The organism is candidate division KSB1 bacterium (assembly GCA_034521575.1).
In the GTDB taxonomy this organism is placed as follows: domain Bacteria; phylum Zhuqueibacterota; class Zhuqueibacteria; order Residuimicrobiales; family Krinioviventaceae; genus JAXHMJ01.
The window spans coordinates 239,213-255,302 of sequence record JAXHMJ010000001.1; the positions used below are offsets into that span (position 1 = coordinate 239,213).

12 protein-coding genes are annotated in these 16,090 nt (G+C 47.5%); 10 read left to right on the forward strand and 2 right to left on the reverse strand.

Annotated features, from left to right (window positions below):
- Nucleotides 1-9: 9 nt before the first annotated feature.
- Complete coding sequence (locus tag U5R06_01105) at nucleotides 10-3,174, reverse strand: FlgD immunoglobulin-like domain containing protein (protein ID MDZ7721439.1); 3,165 nt, start codon at nucleotides 3,172-3,174, stop codon at nucleotides 10-12.
- Between the two features lie 191 nt (nucleotides 3,175-3,365).
- The gene (locus U5R06_01110; protein ID MDZ7721440.1) at nucleotides 3,366-4,193 is read right to left on the reverse strand and encodes an endonuclease/exonuclease/phosphatase family protein; all 828 of its coding nucleotides are present in this window, start codon (nucleotides 4,191-4,193) and stop codon (nucleotides 3,366-3,368) included.
- A 222-nt stretch (nucleotides 4,194-4,415) separates the two neighbouring features.
- Between U5R06_01110 and U5R06_01115 the strand changes: the two genes are divergently transcribed.
- The 10 genes from U5R06_01115 to iorA all read left to right on the forward strand — a co-directional run bounded on the left by U5R06_01115 (nucleotide 4,416) and on the right by iorA (nucleotide 15,953).
- Nucleotides 4,416-4,640, forward strand: a complete 225-nt coding sequence (locus U5R06_01115; protein ID MDZ7721441.1) for an SHOCT domain-containing protein — start codon at nucleotides 4,416-4,418, stop codon at nucleotides 4,638-4,640.
- Between the two features lie 48 nt (nucleotides 4,641-4,688).
- The gene (locus U5R06_01120; protein ID MDZ7721442.1) at nucleotides 4,689-5,084 is read left to right on the forward strand and encodes a class II SORL domain-containing protein; all 396 of its coding nucleotides are present in this window, start codon (nucleotides 4,689-4,691) and stop codon (nucleotides 5,082-5,084) included.
- 87 nt (nucleotides 5,085-5,171) lie between these two features.
- Nucleotides 5,172-6,245, forward strand: a complete 1,074-nt coding sequence (locus U5R06_01125) for a DHH family phosphoesterase (protein ID MDZ7721443.1) — start codon at nucleotides 5,172-5,174, stop codon at nucleotides 6,243-6,245.
- Between the two features lie 125 nt (nucleotides 6,246-6,370).
- Nucleotides 6,371-7,177, forward strand: coding sequence for a zinc transporter ZupT (zupT, locus tag U5R06_01130; GenBank protein MDZ7721444.1), 807 nt, complete (start codon nucleotides 6,371-6,373; stop codon nucleotides 7,175-7,177).
- Nucleotides 7,178-7,211: 34 nt separating this feature from the next.
- Nucleotides 7,212-7,772, forward strand: coding sequence for a manganese efflux pump MntP family protein (locus tag U5R06_01135; protein ID MDZ7721445.1), 561 nt, complete (start codon nucleotides 7,212-7,214; stop codon nucleotides 7,770-7,772).
- Between the two features lie 246 nt (nucleotides 7,773-8,018).
- A complete protein-coding gene (locus U5R06_01140) occupies nucleotides 8,019-9,530 on the forward strand; it encodes a PAS domain S-box protein (protein ID MDZ7721446.1) in 1,512 nt (503 codons plus the stop codon).
- Complete coding sequence (locus U5R06_01145; protein ID MDZ7721447.1) at nucleotides 9,412-10,179, forward strand: ATP-binding protein; 768 nt, start codon at nucleotides 9,412-9,414, stop codon at nucleotides 10,177-10,179. The genes U5R06_01140 and U5R06_01145 overlap by 119 nt, the downstream gene beginning before the upstream one ends.
- Nucleotides 10,180-10,219: 40 nt before the next feature.
- Nucleotides 10,220-10,669, forward strand: coding sequence for a response regulator (locus tag U5R06_01150; GenBank protein ID MDZ7721448.1), 450 nt, complete (start codon nucleotides 10,220-10,222; stop codon nucleotides 10,667-10,669).
- Between the two features lie 12 nt (nucleotides 10,670-10,681).
- Entirely contained in the window at nucleotides 10,682-14,134 is a 3,453-nt protein-coding gene (locus U5R06_01155) for a PAS domain S-box protein (GenBank protein MDZ7721449.1), read from the forward strand.
- 94 nt (nucleotides 14,135-14,228) lie between these two features.
- Complete coding sequence (gene iorA, locus U5R06_01160) at nucleotides 14,229-15,953, forward strand: indolepyruvate ferredoxin oxidoreductase subunit alpha (GenBank protein MDZ7721450.1); 1,725 nt, start codon at nucleotides 14,229-14,231, stop codon at nucleotides 15,951-15,953.
- Nucleotides 15,954-16,090 lie beyond the last annotated feature (137 nt).

Genomic DNA, 16,090 nt, shown 5'->3' on the forward strand with positions numbered 1-16,090 from the left:
TTTTTTGTTTTACTTGATCAACATCATTTTGATCGACTTTTTGTAATGGTTTCCTATATTGATCCTGGCAAAATACAATCCCGCAGGTACAGTCTGGTTTTGCTCATTCATCGCGTTCCAGACTATGGAATGTTCACCCGCCGGCTGCTGCTGGTCGGTCAATGTCCGGATATGGCGACCCAGTACATCATAGATGTTCAGGGTCACCTGTGCAGCTTGCGGTGTCACATAGGTGATGCGCGTGGACGGATTGAAGGGATTCGGCGCATTTTGATGCATTTCAAACGTCAGTGGAACTGTTTTGTTCTCATTCACGTCAGTGACAGGAATTCCGGCCGCCAGATTAAAGTTGATATCGGTTCGGGATTCGCCGTCAGTTAGACTGACTATACCCGCATCTTCGGGCGCAGGCGCATAGTAGGGAATGGGCAGATAAATCGGCGCGATTCCGGCTTCTGTCCAGTGCGGCAGTCCATAGACGGCAATACGAAAGATGAATTCATCCAGTACAATACCCTGAACCGCGGGAACTCCGGGATACCACATATCCTCATGCGGCATTAAATTAGAAAACCCGCTGATATCCGGCAGTCCGCCGGAGAGCAAAGCCATCGGATCATCCAGATTGATCTCGGACAGCAACGATTCCGCCATTTCCTCGATCTTTAGGAGCGCAGCCAACGACAAGGTGCGGATGCGGTACTCGCCGGCATGCAGTCCGTCGAGAACATAAGACCCGTCGTCCCGGGTTACGGTCATGGCGCTGACATGTCCGCTTGGATCATAGGCGGCCACACCGATATGGCTGAGCGGTTCATCGGACTGCGCATCGTGGATCGCACCGCTGATACTGCCGGTTTGGTGAGGTATGTTGAGAACAATGTCACGGATTTCTCCCTGTGCCACAGTCAGGGTTTGCGATTGCTCGTGATTGTAATGTGTGCCGCCGCCGTGGTAGGCTGCTGCAAATGGTTTCTGTGTGGGCAGCGCCAGAATTTTATAGGTTCCCGGGACGAGGCGGCGCAGGCGGAAACCGCTGTTGAACTGGGCCTGATTATAGGTGGCCACTTTACCGGTTTCGCTTTCAAACGCAATCACCTGAGTGTTTTTTAGAGTATCGACTCCGGCCGGTGTACCTTTGCCATTTGTCTGCAAATGGACAAATCCCTGGACCGTGGCGCCGCGTTCCAGAGCGAAATCAATTCCGGTGGTCAGGGAATCCGATAGCTCGATCAGAGGCGCCTGGTCGAATGAACGGACATTGCCGTAATACTCGGACAGATGAACCTCATTCTGCAGGGGATTGACAATGGCTGCGGCTTTGATTTGTCCCGGCGGCAGCGGGCCGAGCCGATACGATGTTGTGCCGTTCTTCGGGCTTACATAGCGGAAAAACGGCACCGGCGCATCCGGCCGCATGGCAATGACCCATGCCCCATGTACCGAATCCGAACTCATCGCGTCCGTGATATCACCGCTGATATAATGCGGCGATTCCAGATGGATGTCTATATTTTCAACGGTCAGAGGCGCGGTGACGGAGACGCGTTCGGCTTTGCCAAACGACAACAGATTGTAGACATCGCCGTACCAGGCATCCACGACCTGACCTTTGTGCTTGCCGTCTGTTATAAAAGCATCCAGGCTGAGATTTCCGCCCATTATTGCCTGTAAATCCAGGATCAACATGTATTCGGACACCGTGCGGATGATATATTTGCCGCTGGCCAGTCCGGTGATTTGATAGGAGCCGTCAATTGCCGTGATGGCGGGAACAATATCCACATCAGCCGGGAACGGGATGCTGTCCTGCTGCATCAGATCAGTTCGAACGGCAATGAGCAGCAGGGAATCAACGGGTTCGCCGCTGCTGTCCAATACCTGTCCGGTAATTTCGCCGCCGGGTTCCAGGGTCACGCTGATGTCTTCCAGCGTCGAGTCTGCGAAAACCGTCACCGGCTGCGCGCCACTGAGAGAGAAACTGCCGGCTCCGCCGTCGTAAAATTTACCGGCAAAATTAATGCCTCCGAATCCCCCGGCCAGATAATCATTCACATAAATATAATAATCTTCCGGAGATAAATCTTCGATGCTGTAGCCGCTGAAAATACCAAAGCCGAATCCCGCCAGGGAGGTGTCCGAAACATCAAACGCGAGAGCGATGGAGATAAATGCATTTGCAACTCCTCCTGCAATTGAACCGGTCTCCTCATCTTCATCCTGTTCACCGGCCATGCGGATGTCTGTTTGGATTTCATCTTTTAGTGAGGAAAGGGTCAGGGTTACGGCCTGGCTTTGACTCAAAGCGGATTCGGCCCAGGTGTCCAGGTAACCGGGAACACTGACCTTGACTTTGAATTGCCCGGTGACCGGTATCGGCAGTTGGTAGGCGCCGTCCGCGCCGATATCAAGGGTATGTGCAGAAAAAAGCTCGCCGCTGACCGCCTCATAGATCTCAAAATCGGCCGTTACATCTGTGAGCAGTGAATCCCGTGTGTCGTAGATACTACCCACAATATGTGCGCCGGTCTGCAGATCGAAATTGATATTGCTGACCGCAGCGCTGTCGGCCACAACCACCTGTTCTGCTGTTTTCCAGGCGTGCATTGTGTGCAGTGGATCCTGAACATTATTATAGATTTCATCCACATAGTCATCACTGTCGGTCATGACATAAAACGAGTCGGCGGGCAGGGATTCGATCAAATAAGAACCGTTGTCCAGTGATACAGAGGCGGAAGCCACAAAAAAACCGTGACGGTCAAATACGAATACGTCAATGCTGTTTTCCGGAACCGCTCCTTCTACTGTAACCGTCCCCGAAATACTGCCGGATTCCTCTGCCTGACGTTTGGACAAGCGCAATGGTTTTTCATTGATCAGAGATTCATTGTGCTTGTAGAATTTTAAAAATTCAGGTATCAGGACATGCGGTGTGAGGCTGTTTACAACCTTTTGTTCAAACATGAGCTGCTTTTGGCGCTGTAAAAGTCCGGTTTTCAGTGCTGAATGCATATCCTCTTGCATCCGGATACTCTGGAGCAATTGATGTTCAGTTACAGAGGCTGCGCTCAGGTCTGCTGTCGGGGCGTTGGAACCGCCTGAAGCAGATGATATAAGGCTGAATGTGAGGATCATAATTCCCATCCCCCACATATAGAGTGTGCTTTTCATGCTATCCTCCTGTATAAACTACGATAAAAGAATGTAATGTTTACGAATGAAACTGTGTCCGGTTTCGCGGAGAAAGACGGACGAGTATCAGCGTATTTATAACATACGGGAACAAGGGTTTCATTCCTTTTCGGTCTGCTGCATATCATTAATACAGATAATAATTGAACCTGCAAAGAGAAAAGTTTGATTTAAAGAGAAAAAGTGAACCACAACGGCAGATGGTCGCTGGCGGAGAAATCAATGACTTTACCGCTGTCATGAATGTACACATGTTTGCTGTAAATATGGTCCAGCTTGAATTTAAAAAACGGCAGCAGCGAACCCCTCATTGTGTAACCTGAATTCCGGGTCACATTCGTATAGCCGTTGCGTGTCATCAGTGAATTGATCATTCGAGCGCTGTTTTTAAAGGCCGTATTAAAATCGCCGCCGATAATGATCGGCTGATTCTGGTGTTGTATCTCATCAAGAACGGCCTGGACCTGATCCTGTTTATTGTTTGAACGCATCAGCGGTGTTTCCAGATGCAGAGAAACAAGACGTATGCGCTTGGAACCGACATGCGCGCTCCCCATGACTGCAATTCGAATGGATTTATTGACCGGATTGAGATGCGGAAGAACAATTTTTTCCGGGTCTGATAATTTAAATTTGGAGAGTATGGCATTGCCAAAGTCATGTCCGGCGACAATATGAAACGTGGCCGGATAATAGATATATTGACAATTCAGATTGCGGGAAATCGTTTCAACGTCCTTGTTCTGCATCTCCTGCAAAAGGATCACATGCGCATCCTTTAATTGGGAGTAAGAATTCAGCAGATTCAGAGCTTCCCGGGGCCGCCGGGAATACTTTATATTAAACGAAACCAATTTCAGGGTATCCGGAATCAAAACCGAGTCTGTGCGATAATCACCCGAGTATAATGGCGTTTCCGGATCATTGTAATTTTCGGATAGAGAACAGGATGTAATAGAACTAAAAAGACAAATAATGACAAAGAATAGACGGATCATACAGCTCCTCTTGATATTCACATTAATTTAATATAAAAGGTTTTCTGCACTATTGAAACACATTTTTTCTGAACGGAAAAGTCTGTTGGGCGCGGGTATCATGCCCTGAAGTTTAAGCTTGTCATTGTCGCATTTTTTGCTAAATTTGAATTTTATGAAATAGTGTTTGTTTGCATGTCGTTCTAATAATAAAGTCACAGGATCGCAAATCAGAATAGGTTTATGGAAATTTTAAATGTGCAGCAATTTTTCGCCGGTTGGGCCTGGTTGGTGGCCCTGATTTTACTGGTATTGCTTTTACTGGTGATCATCAAGCTTTATCGTATTCAAAAGCACCCGGAAGGCAATTTGCAGGAAAAAGCGCTGGAAATCCTTGAGGAGCGCTATGAAAAGGGTGAAATCACCAAAAAAGAGTATCAGGAGCAAAAGAAAGAAATATTGTCCTGATTTCAGCGACAATCAATACTCAATCATTGAGAAAAAGGAGGATTTATTATGGCAAAACTCAGTGAGCATATTCATAGTGCGGACTGGAAGTCGGAAAAGCACGTGCCTGTTATTGAATGCCCGGACAGTGTAAAGGCGGATGAGTTTTTTGATGTCAAGGTGGGCCTGGGCAAGGAAGTGGCTCATCCGAACACCACTGAACATCATATCCGCTGGGTCAAATTGTTTTTTCACCCCGAAGGTGACCCCAATCCTTATGAAATCGGACAGTTTGAATTCAATGCTCATGGTGAATCTCCGGCCGGTGCGAATGAAGGTCCTGTCTACACGCATCACCAGGCTGTTTCAACCATGAAAACCCGTAAATCCGGCACCCTGCATGCCATGTCATTTTGCAATATCCATGGTGTGTGGGAAAGCAGCAAACAAGTCAAGGTTGGCTGATTATTTTAACCTGTTTTGTTAGCCAAGGCGGGGAGATTTGCTCTCCGCCTTTTTTGTGGACAATTCCGAAAAGCCCCAGAGACCGATATGAAACTGACAAAATCAAGCTTTAGTGAGAGCGTAAAGCAGCACATTAAAGAACTGGATAGAATAATGAAAGACAGTCAGGAAATGCTGATTGTCGTTCATAATGATCCGGATCCCGATGCCCTGGCAACAGCGGCTGCGCTGCATCATTTGATACGCGAACGCTATTCCATTCCTGTGAGTATTGCATACGGCGGCGACATTGCCCGCGCCGAAAACAAAGCGCTTCTTCGGGAATTGGATGTTCAGTTGAAGCAGATCAACCGGATCCATTATGATAAATACGACAGGTTTGCTACCGTGGATACGCAGCCGGGGGCGGGGAATAACAGCCTGGACGGGGATATTGTACCTCATATTGTTGTCGATCATCATCCAGAACAGAAACACGTAAAGTCTGATTTGCTGGTGATTGAACCCAAAATTGGAGTGAGCGCCACCATTTTGATTGAATGGTTAAAAGAATGTGAAATCAACATGCCTGCAAATCTGGCAACCGGTTTGTCTTATGCCATCAGTTCCGAGACCCAGAATATGGGGCGGGAAGCCAGTGTGATCGACATTGATGCGTACCTGTTTGTGTTTGTCAAAGCGAGTATGAAGCGTTTGGCGCGTATTATCAATCCCAAACGTTCGCAAGCTTATTATGAGATGGTAGCCAAAGCGCTGCATCGCGCCATGAATATCCGAAATTTGATTTGCGTACATTTGGGAAATATTTCCAATGTTGAAATTGTGGCCGAGATGGCTGATTTTTTTATGGGACGTGAACATATTTCATGGACATTATGTACCGGGAGATTTAAAAATCAACTTGTACTGTCGTTGAGAACTTCCAACAATCAGAAAAAAGCAAACAAAGTGTTGACCCGGATTGTGCCCGATACCCGCAATGTCGGTGGGCATGACATGATCGCCGGAGGACGTCTGGATTTGGGTGACGGCAAAAACAAGGCAGAAGAAGCAGAAAATGAGCTGAGCCGCAATTTTGCCGAATCTTTTGACTATGAGATGACGGATTGGTCGCCGCTGCTTGAATCTTTGACGTTTACCGTGGATATTAAAGAAAAATGATACAAATACACAGCCTTTTTTGCTATGGATTCATACCCCCTTTTATTTTCCCGGATTAAAGCCGGCTTTTTTACGCTTGTTTGTTATATTTGAACCACAGATTAATTGTTAAGGAATTTTTGCTTATGTTTGATCACGCGGCGTTGGTGGCGTTTAGCCTGACCCTGTTTGCCGGACTTGCGACCGGTATCGGCAGTGCTATGGCCTTTTTTGCCAAACAGACCAATACCAAATTTCTGTCAATCGCCCTCGGTTTTTCCGCCGGTGTTATGATTTATGTATCTTTTGTAGAAATATTCGGCAAAGCAAAAAATGCCATGATAAATGCGTTCGGTGATGTGACCGGCACCTGGTATACCGTCATTGCCTTTTTTTCCGGTATACTGATCATCGGAATTATTGATAAACTGGTGCCGAAATTTGAAAACCCTCATGAGATCAAGGACGTTGAGGATATGGAGAAAACCCCGACCCAAGATCCCAAGCTTATGCGCATGGGGATGTTTACGGCCCTGGCCATTGCTATCCATAATTTTCCGGAAGGCCTTGCAACGTTTGCCGCTGCACTCTCGGATCCGTCTCTGGGTATTTCCATAGCCATCGCCATAGCCATTCACAATATTCCCGAAGGAATTTCGGTTTCCGTACCGATTTATTACGCCTCGGGAAGTAAAAAAAAGGCGTTTGTTTTTTCCTTTTTATCCGGTGTTTCCGAACCCATCGGCGCGTTGATCGGTTATTTTTTGTTCTTTCAGTTTTTCAACGAGGTTTTATTCGGAGTTTTATTCGCAATTGTCGCCGGAATTATGGTGTTTATATCCCTGGATGAGCTTTTGCCGTCTGCGCAAAAATATGGAGAGCATCATTTGTCTATTTATGGTCTGGTTGCGGGTATGATGGTTATGGCGCTTAGTTTGCTTTTGTTTATGTAGATCAATACAAAAAAATCCTAAACAAAGAGTCGATTTGGATACGTTATCACTTTTAATTATCTCTGTAGGGCTTGGCATGGATGCATTCGCGGTTTCAATTACCTGCGGTGTCTCTATTGAAGCATTGAAAAAACGCCATGTTGTTCGGGTGGCCCTTGCTTTTGGATTATTTCAGGCTGTGATGCCGGTTGCCGGGTGGTTGCTCGGACTTGGATTCAGAGGACTGATTGAATCAATCGACCACTGGGTTGCCTTTCTTCTACTGGCCTTTGTGGGGGGTAAAATGTTATGGGAAGCAAGACAAACGTATGAAAAAAAGAGCAATCCGCTTGACTGGCATGTCCTGTTTATAATGTCGGTTGCCACCAGTATTGATGCACTTGCCGTCGGATTAACATTTGCGGTTCTGAAAATTTCGATTATCACGCCTGTATTGGTTATCGGCCTTGTCACATTTTTGATGTCCGGAGCCGGAGTATTTCTTGGTGACCGCACCGGGAATTTAGTCGGCAAACGTGTAGATGTTGCGGGTGGATTGATCTTGATCGGTATCGGGCTGAAAATATTAATTGAACATCTGGTGCAGGGCTGCTGAGCATGGCAGAATAGCAGAACCAAAGGATTTGGTAAAGTTTTGCTTTACAAAGATAGTAAGATTTCTTATGTTAAAAGTCAGAGGGGCTGTGAGGTGTATGTTTTAAATGTCATGTAGTATGACTATTCGGTGAAACGTTGAGCCGCCTTTTGCTTGACCATAGATAAAACGCCATTGGGCACGGTGCTATGCGTCTGCTGAAACCAACAAAGAACCGTGTGGGCAACATTACATTCTGGATGTAGTATGCTAAACAAGGCAAAACATTCCCGCACTTTATTTATCGTTAAACGATTCTTTTCCAGCCGGCTTGCTCTTGTGTCGCTTGTCTTTGGCGTGTTCATCTGGGTGATTGATACACTTTTGGACTGGCTGATTTTTTACAGAGATTCATTCTGGAATCTTTTGATTTGGGACGTGCCATCGCATGAGCTGTACGTGCGTACCCTTATTGTGGCCGCTTTTCTTGTGTTCGGGGCTATTATAAAATCTGTCATGCTATTACGGGAACAGACCGAGTCCCGGCTAAAACAAAGCGAAATAATCATCAACAGCGTATTTGACTATGCCAATATCGGCATCTCGATTACATATCCTGATATGACCTGGATGCGGGTGAACGAGCGATATTGTGATATAGTCGGCTATTCCTTTTCTGAACTCGAGTCCCTGACCTGGCTGGATATAACACATCCGAAAGATCGTGAAAGAGATGTTAAAGAGTTTCAACGTATTATACAAGGTGAGATTAACAGTTATCAGATGGAGAAGCGTTTTGTTTCGAAAAGCGGACAAACAGTACCTGTCTTTTTAACGGTTTCTTGTGTGCGAAATGATGTTGGGGAATTGCTCTATTCAATAGCCACCATACAGGATATCACTGAACGAAAACAAATGGTCGAAAGTTTGCAAACCAGTCAACAACGATTGATGCGAGCTGAAATTGTCTCAAAGTCCGGGAACTGGGAGTTTGACTTGAATACGCGACTGGTTAGAGCGTCCGCAGGCGCCAGACGTATTTATGGTATTTGGGATGAACAGGTAACCATTGAGCGCGTTCAGCAGATACCGTTAAAAGAGTATCGCCCGATGCTGAACAAAGCGCTGCAGGATTTGATCAATGGTGAAAAGGAATACCAGGTTGATTTTAAACTTTGGCGGTTGACCGATGGAAAGATAATAGATATCCATTCGGTTGCAGAATATGATCAACAGCAAAACCTTGTATATGGCATTATTCAGGATGTATCCGCATTTCGTCAGGTTGAACAGCAAATGCGGGAAAGTCGCAACTTTTTGCAGGGAGTGTTCAACAGCATTCAGGACGGTATCAGCGTGGTGAATCCCGATTTCACCATTCGGTATACAAACCCGGTTATGGAGAAATGGTATGCGTCCAACATGCCGCTGGTCGGGAAAAAATGTTTTCGTTGTTATCATAATGCAGATAGAGTCTGTGTGCCCTGCCCCACAAAACGTGCACTGGAGCAGGGTGTGACGCAGATGAATATTGTTAGAGGCCTGCCGGATTCTCCTGTCGAATGGATTGAATTGTACAGTTATCCGTTAAAAGATGTGCAAACCGGAGAAATTTTCGGTGTGATTGAATTTGTGCGCGACATCACGCAGCGGGTTCGTGATGAAAATCAGACTGCGGGAATATCGCGAGCACCTCGAAGAATTGGTACAGGAACGGACCAAGGAAATCGAAAACGCAAACAAGGAATTGGAATCCTTTGCCTACTCGGTTTCGCATGATTTGCGGGCGCCTCTGAGGGGAATTAACGGGTTTACCGGTATTCTGATGCAAGAATACGCTGGAAAACTGGATTCCGAAGGTCAGCGCATCTGCTCGGTGATTCAGAAAAATGCCACAAAAATGGGGCAATTGATTGATGATTTACTGGCGTTTTCGCGCATGGGGCGGAGTTCCATGACCTTTACCGAGATCAATATGACAGATATGGTACATTCGCTTTATCACGAGATCACCACCCCTGAAACACGACGACGCATTCAACTGAACCTTGAACCCCTTGAAAACAGTGTCGGGGATACATCGATGATTCGCCATGTATGGAACAACCTATTGTCAAATGCGGTCAAATTTACCGGGCAGCAGGATCCGGCAAACATTCATGTGTTCAGTACCCGGAAAAACTCGAGTGTTGTTTATTGTGTGCGGGATAATGGCGCGGGATTTGATATGAAATACAAAGACAAGTTGTTTGGTGTTTTTCAGAGGCTGCATAGTGAAAAACAATTTCCCGGGACCGGTGTGGGATTGGCGCTGGTCAAGCGAATTGTAGAACGCCATCACGGAAAGGTTTGGGGGGAAAGCCGGGTCGGGGAGGGCGCTTCTTTTTATTTTTCATTGCCAGCCCGCGAGCCGGATGCCGATCAATGATGAGTTGATAAAATCATTCAAGAACAGGATGAGGTGAGGTATGCAGGAACTACAGCATGAAGCAGTCAATATTTTAATCGTGGAGGACAACCCCCATGATGCGGAACTGATGATCCGGGCCTTGAAAAAAAACAAGCTCGCGAACGAACTGTTTGTTGCTGAAGACGGTGAGGAGGCGCTTGATTTTGTGTTCAATCGCGGCAAATTTTCCGAAAAACAGACCCATCAACTGCCCAAAGTGATTTTTCTGGATCTCAAACTACCCAAGCTGAACGGACTGGAGGTTCTCAAGGAAATAAAGTCGACTCCTTTGACCCGAAGCATACCGGTGATTATTGTCACTTCTTCACGGGAAGATCCGGATATCAAGGCCGCCTATGATCTGGGCGCCAACAGCTATGTGGTCAAACCTGTGAATTTTGAAGAATTTTTCCAAGCAATGGATAAACTCGGATTTTACTGGTTGCTTATTAACGAGTGTTCTAAATAAGCAGGCAAAAATATGCAAAAATCACTCTCTGTACTCATTGTTGAGGACCTGTCTTCAGATGCGGAACTGGCCATACGGGAAATTAAAAAGTATTTTAAAACGTTTTCCAAAGTCGTGGAAACTGAATCTGATTTTCTGAATGCTCTCCACACCTTTCAGCCACAAATTATTGTTTCAGACTATCGAATGCCGGAATTTGATGGCATGCGCGCGCTTGAACTCACTCTGAAACATACTCCGTTCACGCCGTTTATTATGCTCACCGGATCCATGAATGAAGACACCGCTGTGGAATGCATGAAGGCGGGCGCTGCGGATTACGTCATCAAGGAACATATTAAGCGTTTGGGCCCTGCTGTTTCGAGCGCACTGGATCAAAAACGCTCCGAGAAAGAGCGGACTGATGCGCAATTGGCGTTACGTCGTAGCCAGGAAAGACTGCAAAAGGCCGAGGAAATCGCACATCTGGGCAGCTGGGAATATGATGTGCAGCAGGACAAGCTGGTCTGGTCACGGGAAATTTATCGGATTTTGGGAATAGAAGCGCACGAGTTTGACGGCACCTTGGAAAATTTTCTAAAGTTTGTCCATCCGCAAGACAGGCAAAGAGTCGAATCCACTTATTACGAGTCTGTGAAAAACAATACAGACGGATACGAGATCATTCATCGGGTTATCCGGCAAAATGACGGAACTGTTCGGACCCTGCATGAAAAATGTGAGCATTACCGGGAATCCGGGAAAATGATACGTTCTATGGGGATGGCTCATGATATTACGGAACTGCACCACATGCGGCAGGAACTGCAGGAAAGCAACCGGCGGCTTAATTTGCTCATCGACAATCTGGACGGTTTTGCCTACCGCTGTGCTGATGATGCCGATTGGACGATGGAATATGTCAGCAAGGGGGTGCGGGATTTGACCGGCTATCCCCCGGAAGACTTTATCAATAATGATAAACGCGCCTATGCTTCTGTTATCCTGCCGGAGGATCGGCAACGGGTGGAACGGGAAGTGCAGAGAGGATTACAACGCAAAGCTTCTTTTATTGTGGAATATCGGATTCAAGCGGCCGACGGCCAGGTCAAATGGGTGTGGGAGCGCGGAAAAGGAGTTTACAAAAAAAACAAACTTTTGGCTTTGGAAGGGTTTATCAGTGATATTTCAGAGCGCAAGCGCGCTGAGCAGCATTTGCGCGAGGATGAGGAAAAACTGCGCAATATTTTTGATTCATCTCCCAACAGCATTACGATCACCGATTTAGAGGGTGTTGTGATTGACTGCAATCAACAAACCCTTGATTTGCATGCTGTAGAGAAAAAACGTGACATGCTGGGAAGGAACGTTCTGGATTTGATTTCGGACGCGGATGGAGAACGAGCATGGAAAAATCTGCAAAAGGCGCTTGAGGGTCAGCCTGTACAGAATGTCGAATATGATATTTTAACACCGGGCGGCAAAACGATCCCGGTATCCTTGTCAGCCAGTGTTCTCAAAGATTCAAACGGAATTTCAAAGTATTTTATGGCCATTCTCACGGATATGACCGAACGATTAAAGGCCGAGCAGGCTGTGCGGGAGCGGGAACAATGGTTCAGACGCCTGGCGGATACCACAGCAACGGCAATTTTTATTTTTCAGGGAGAAAATTTTGTCTATGTGAACCATTCAACTGAACTGATGACCGGATATGCTCAGGAAGAGCTGTTCAATATGCGCTTTTGGGATGTCGTGCATCCGGATGATCAAAACCTGGTTCACAGGCGGGGGATGGCCCGACAGCAGGGAAAAAGCCTTCCGCCCCGTTACGAATTTAAAATTGTCTGCAAGGAGCATAAAGTACGCTGGGTTGATTTTACCGCCGGCGTGATTGACTGGAAGGGGAAAACAGCGGTGATCGGGACGTGTGTTGATATCACGGAACGCAAAATGATGGAAGATGCGCTGCGCGAAAGTGAGGAAAAATTCCGCAACCTGATCGAGCAGTCCAATGATGCTATTTACCTGCTTTTCAATCGACGCTTTGAATGGATCAACCCGAAATTCCAAGACATGTTTCACATTACACTTGAACAAGTTAAAGCCCCTGGTTTTGATTTCATGCAGCTGGTGGCGCCGGAGAGTCGGGACGACGTGGAACAGCGGTTTAAACGAGTGGCCGACGATGATTTACCCGAGCCCAGTTATCAGTTCACAGCTCTGACCAAAGAAGGACGCAAACTGGATGTTGAAGTGTCTATTTCCTATATCAATTATCGGGACGGCATTGCCACTCAGGGAATTATCCGTGATATTTCGGAGCGCAAACGTCTGCAGGAGAAATTAAATCAATCGCAGAAAATGGAATCCATCGGTCAACTGGCCGCCGGTGTGGCGCATGATTTTAATAATTTATTGACGGTGATCAATGGATATTCTGATTTTCTCCTCGATGATGAAAAACTGTCAAAACCGCAAAAGGATATGATCCTTGAAATCAGTCAGGCGGGTCAAAGAGCCGCGGATTTAACCAATCAACTGCTCGCGTTCAGCCGCAAGCAGATTGCCAAACCGCGCATTGTTGATCTGAATGCGCTGGTGCTGGATACCCAAAACATGCTGCAGCGATTGATCGAAGAACGTATCGAGCTCAAAGTCACGCCCGCCCCGGCTGCGGTTCCGATAATGATCGATCCGGGGCAGTTGAATCAGATTCTTATGAACTTGACGGTTAATGCCCGCGATGCCATGCCGAACGGCGGCAGTCTGTTGATTGACGTGTCCGTGTCGGATGAACTGATCACGTTTGACAAACAGGAAGCCGGTTCGCCAAAAGGGCGTTACGCCTTGTTGTCCGTGAGTGACACAGGGGCCGGGATAGAGAAAAAAATACAAAAAAGAATTTTTGATCCGTTTTTTACAACCAAACAGCTTGGAGAAGGCACCGGACTGGGATTGTCCACGATTTACGGGATTGTCAAGCAGAACGACGGACATGTTTCGGTTTACAGCGAGGTGGGGCTGGGCACGACCTTTAATATTTATTTTCCGCTGGCTGTTGACGATCATCTGAAAAAAGAAGCAAATGATAAAGATATGAATCTCCCGCATGGTTCAGAGACGCTGCTGTTGGTAGAAGATGAATATGCGGTTCGCACTTTTATCACCGATGTGTTGACCCGATACGGCTATACAGTTATATCTGCTGAATCACCGGAGGTGGGTATCCGTATGTACAAGGAAAACTGTGACAGCATTAATCTGCTTTTAACCGACGTGGTCATGCCGGGTATGAACGGTCAGGAACTTTACAAAGTCATTCATCAATTGAATCCGCACCTTCCGGTTGTATATATTTCCGGATATCCCATCGGTGTGATTTCCCGGCAGGGGATTGTGGAACATGATGTTGTTCTGATCCAGAAACCCTTGAGAATTGATAAATTGCTGAGCACCTTGCGGGAGGCGCTGGATGGGGGGTGAAAAACTGTTATAGCCAGAAGACACTGTAAAAAATGCATTTGACGGTGTTGTGCGCGTCAAATCTTAATCGTATCAGAGCATCACTGGAGGAGTCATGAAACATCTTTTATCCGGAAATGAAGCGGTGGCGCGCGGCGCCTGGGAAGCCGGAGTCGAGATTGCGGCCGCTTATCCCGGTACACCGAGCACTGAAATAATGGCCAATGTGGCCACCTATGATGAAATATATGCTGAATGGTCTGTGAACGAAAAAGTGGCATTCGAAGTGGCGTACGGCGCGGCCATTGGCGGACGCCGCGCGCTGGCTGCAATGAAGCACGTGGGGGTCAATGTGGCGGCTGACGCGCTGATGACCAGTTCCTATATCGGCACCAATGCCGGATTTGTACTGGCGGTTGCGGATGATCCGGGCATGCACAGCTCCCAGAACGAGCAGGACACGCGAATTTACGCCCGATTCGCCCAGGTCCCGCTGCTGGAGCCCGGTTCCAGTCAGGAAGCCAAGGATATGGTCGTGCAGGCGTTTGAAATCAGCGAACAGTTTGATACGCCGGTGATTCTGCGTCTGTCCACCCGAATTTGTCACGGCAAGGGCGTGGTGGAGTTTAAAGATCGTGTGGTCCCGGCACAGAAAGCTTATCGCAAAGATGCGAAAAAGTATGTCATGGTGCCGGCGCATGCGCGCGGCCGGCATGTGCAGGTGCGCGAACGCACAAACGCGCTGCTGGAATACAGCGAATCCAGTCCGCTGAATGTTGTCACAAAATGTGATTCACAGGTGGGTGTGATCACCAGCGGTGTGAGTTACACCTATGCGCGCGAGGTCTTTCCGCAGGCGTCCTTTTTCAAGCTGGGGGTTTCACATCCCCTGCCCATTGCAACATTGACTGAATTTGCCAAACAGCACAAAACCGTCTATGTCATTGAAGAGCTGGAACCGGTGATCGAGGATGAACTGAAAAAGCAGGGAATTGAGGTCATTGGCAAAAATAAATTGCCGTGTACCGGCGAATATTCTCCGGAACTGCTGCGGCAAAACCTGCTGGGTGCTCAGCCTACCGAGCCTGAATCCGGGCTGCCCGGCCGTCCGCCGGTGATGTGCGCCGGATGTCCGCACCGGGCCGTGTTCAGTGTGTTGAAATCCATGAACGCCGTGGTCAGCGGCGATATCGGCTGTTACACGCTGAGCACGCTGCCGCCCCTGAACACCATGGACACCTGTCTGTGTATGGGCGCCAGTGTGGGCCTGGCTCAGGGACTGGTTCGGTCTCTGCCGCAGCGCAAAGCAAAGAAAACCGTGAGCGTGCTGGGTGATTCCACGTTTATTCATTCCGGTATTCCCAGTCTGGCCAATGCGGTCTACAATCAGGCCAATATCACCCTCATCATTCTGGACAACCGCATCACCGCCATGACCGGACATCAGGACAATCCGGGGACCGGCAAAACCCTAAAGGGAAAAACCGTGCCCGAGTTTAATTTTGAAGCCGTGGCGCGCGTGATGGGCGCTGGATTTGTGCGCAGCATCGATCCCATTGACAAGGATCTGACGCATGAAACGATTCAGTCGGCTATGGAGTTTGACGGTCCGGCTGTGGTGGTGGCCAAACGTCCCTGCGTACTGGTGGACCGTCAGCAATTTGAGGGGCATATGCAGATCGATCCCGAACTGTGCACCGAGTGCAAACGCTGTTTGCAGATCGGATGCCCGTCCATCAGCATTCATGACGGCAAAGTGGTGATTGACGACAGTATGTGTTTTGGATGCAGTGTGTGTCAGCAGATCTGTCCGTCTGATGCGATCCGGAGGGTAAAGTAGAGATGGTTTTTAGACAGGATAACAGGATCAACAGAATAGACGTTGAAACAAGATGTTTAAATAGATAAAAAAATATTATTTAAAGAATCCTGTAAATCCCGAATATCCTGTTATCCTGTCCAGTGAATGATTGCAAC

Excerpts from the sequence above, each read along its gene's own strand:
- U5R06_01125 (MDZ7721443.1), top strand. The coding sequence starts at position 5,172 with ATGAAACTGACAAAATCAAGCTTTAGTGAGAGCGTAAAGCAGCACATT.
- U5R06_01120 (MDZ7721442.1), top strand. The coding sequence starts at position 4,689 with ATGGCAAAACTCAGTGAGCATATTCATAGTGCGGACTGGAAGTCGGAA.
- U5R06_01150 (MDZ7721448.1), top strand. The coding sequence starts at position 10,220 with ATGCAGGAACTACAGCATGAAGCAGTCAATATTTTAATCGTGGAGGAC.
- U5R06_01145 (MDZ7721447.1), top strand. The coding sequence starts at position 9,412 with ATGAAAATCAGACTGCGGGAATATCGCGAGCACCTCGAAGAATTGGTA.
- U5R06_01155 (MDZ7721449.1), top strand. The coding sequence starts at position 10,682 with ATGCAAAAATCACTCTCTGTACTCATTGTTGAGGACCTGTCTTCAGAT.
- U5R06_01140 (MDZ7721446.1), top strand. The coding sequence starts at position 8,019 with ATGCTAAACAAGGCAAAACATTCCCGCACTTTATTTATCGTTAAACGA.
- iorA (MDZ7721450.1), top strand. The coding sequence starts at position 14,229 with ATGAAACATCTTTTATCCGGAAATGAAGCGGTGGCGCGCGGCGCCTGG.
- U5R06_01115 (MDZ7721441.1), top strand. The coding sequence starts at position 4,416 with ATGGAAATTTTAAATGTGCAGCAATTTTTCGCCGGTTGGGCCTGGTTG.
- U5R06_01110 (MDZ7721440.1), bottom strand. The coding sequence starts at position 4,193 with ATGATCCGTCTATTCTTTGTCATTATTTGTCTTTTTAGTTCTATTACA.
- U5R06_01105 (MDZ7721439.1), bottom strand. The coding sequence starts at position 3,174 with ATGAAAAGCACACTCTATATGTGGGGGATGGGAATTATGATCCTCACA.
- zupT (MDZ7721444.1), top strand. The coding sequence starts at position 6,371 with ATGTTTGATCACGCGGCGTTGGTGGCGTTTAGCCTGACCCTGTTTGCC.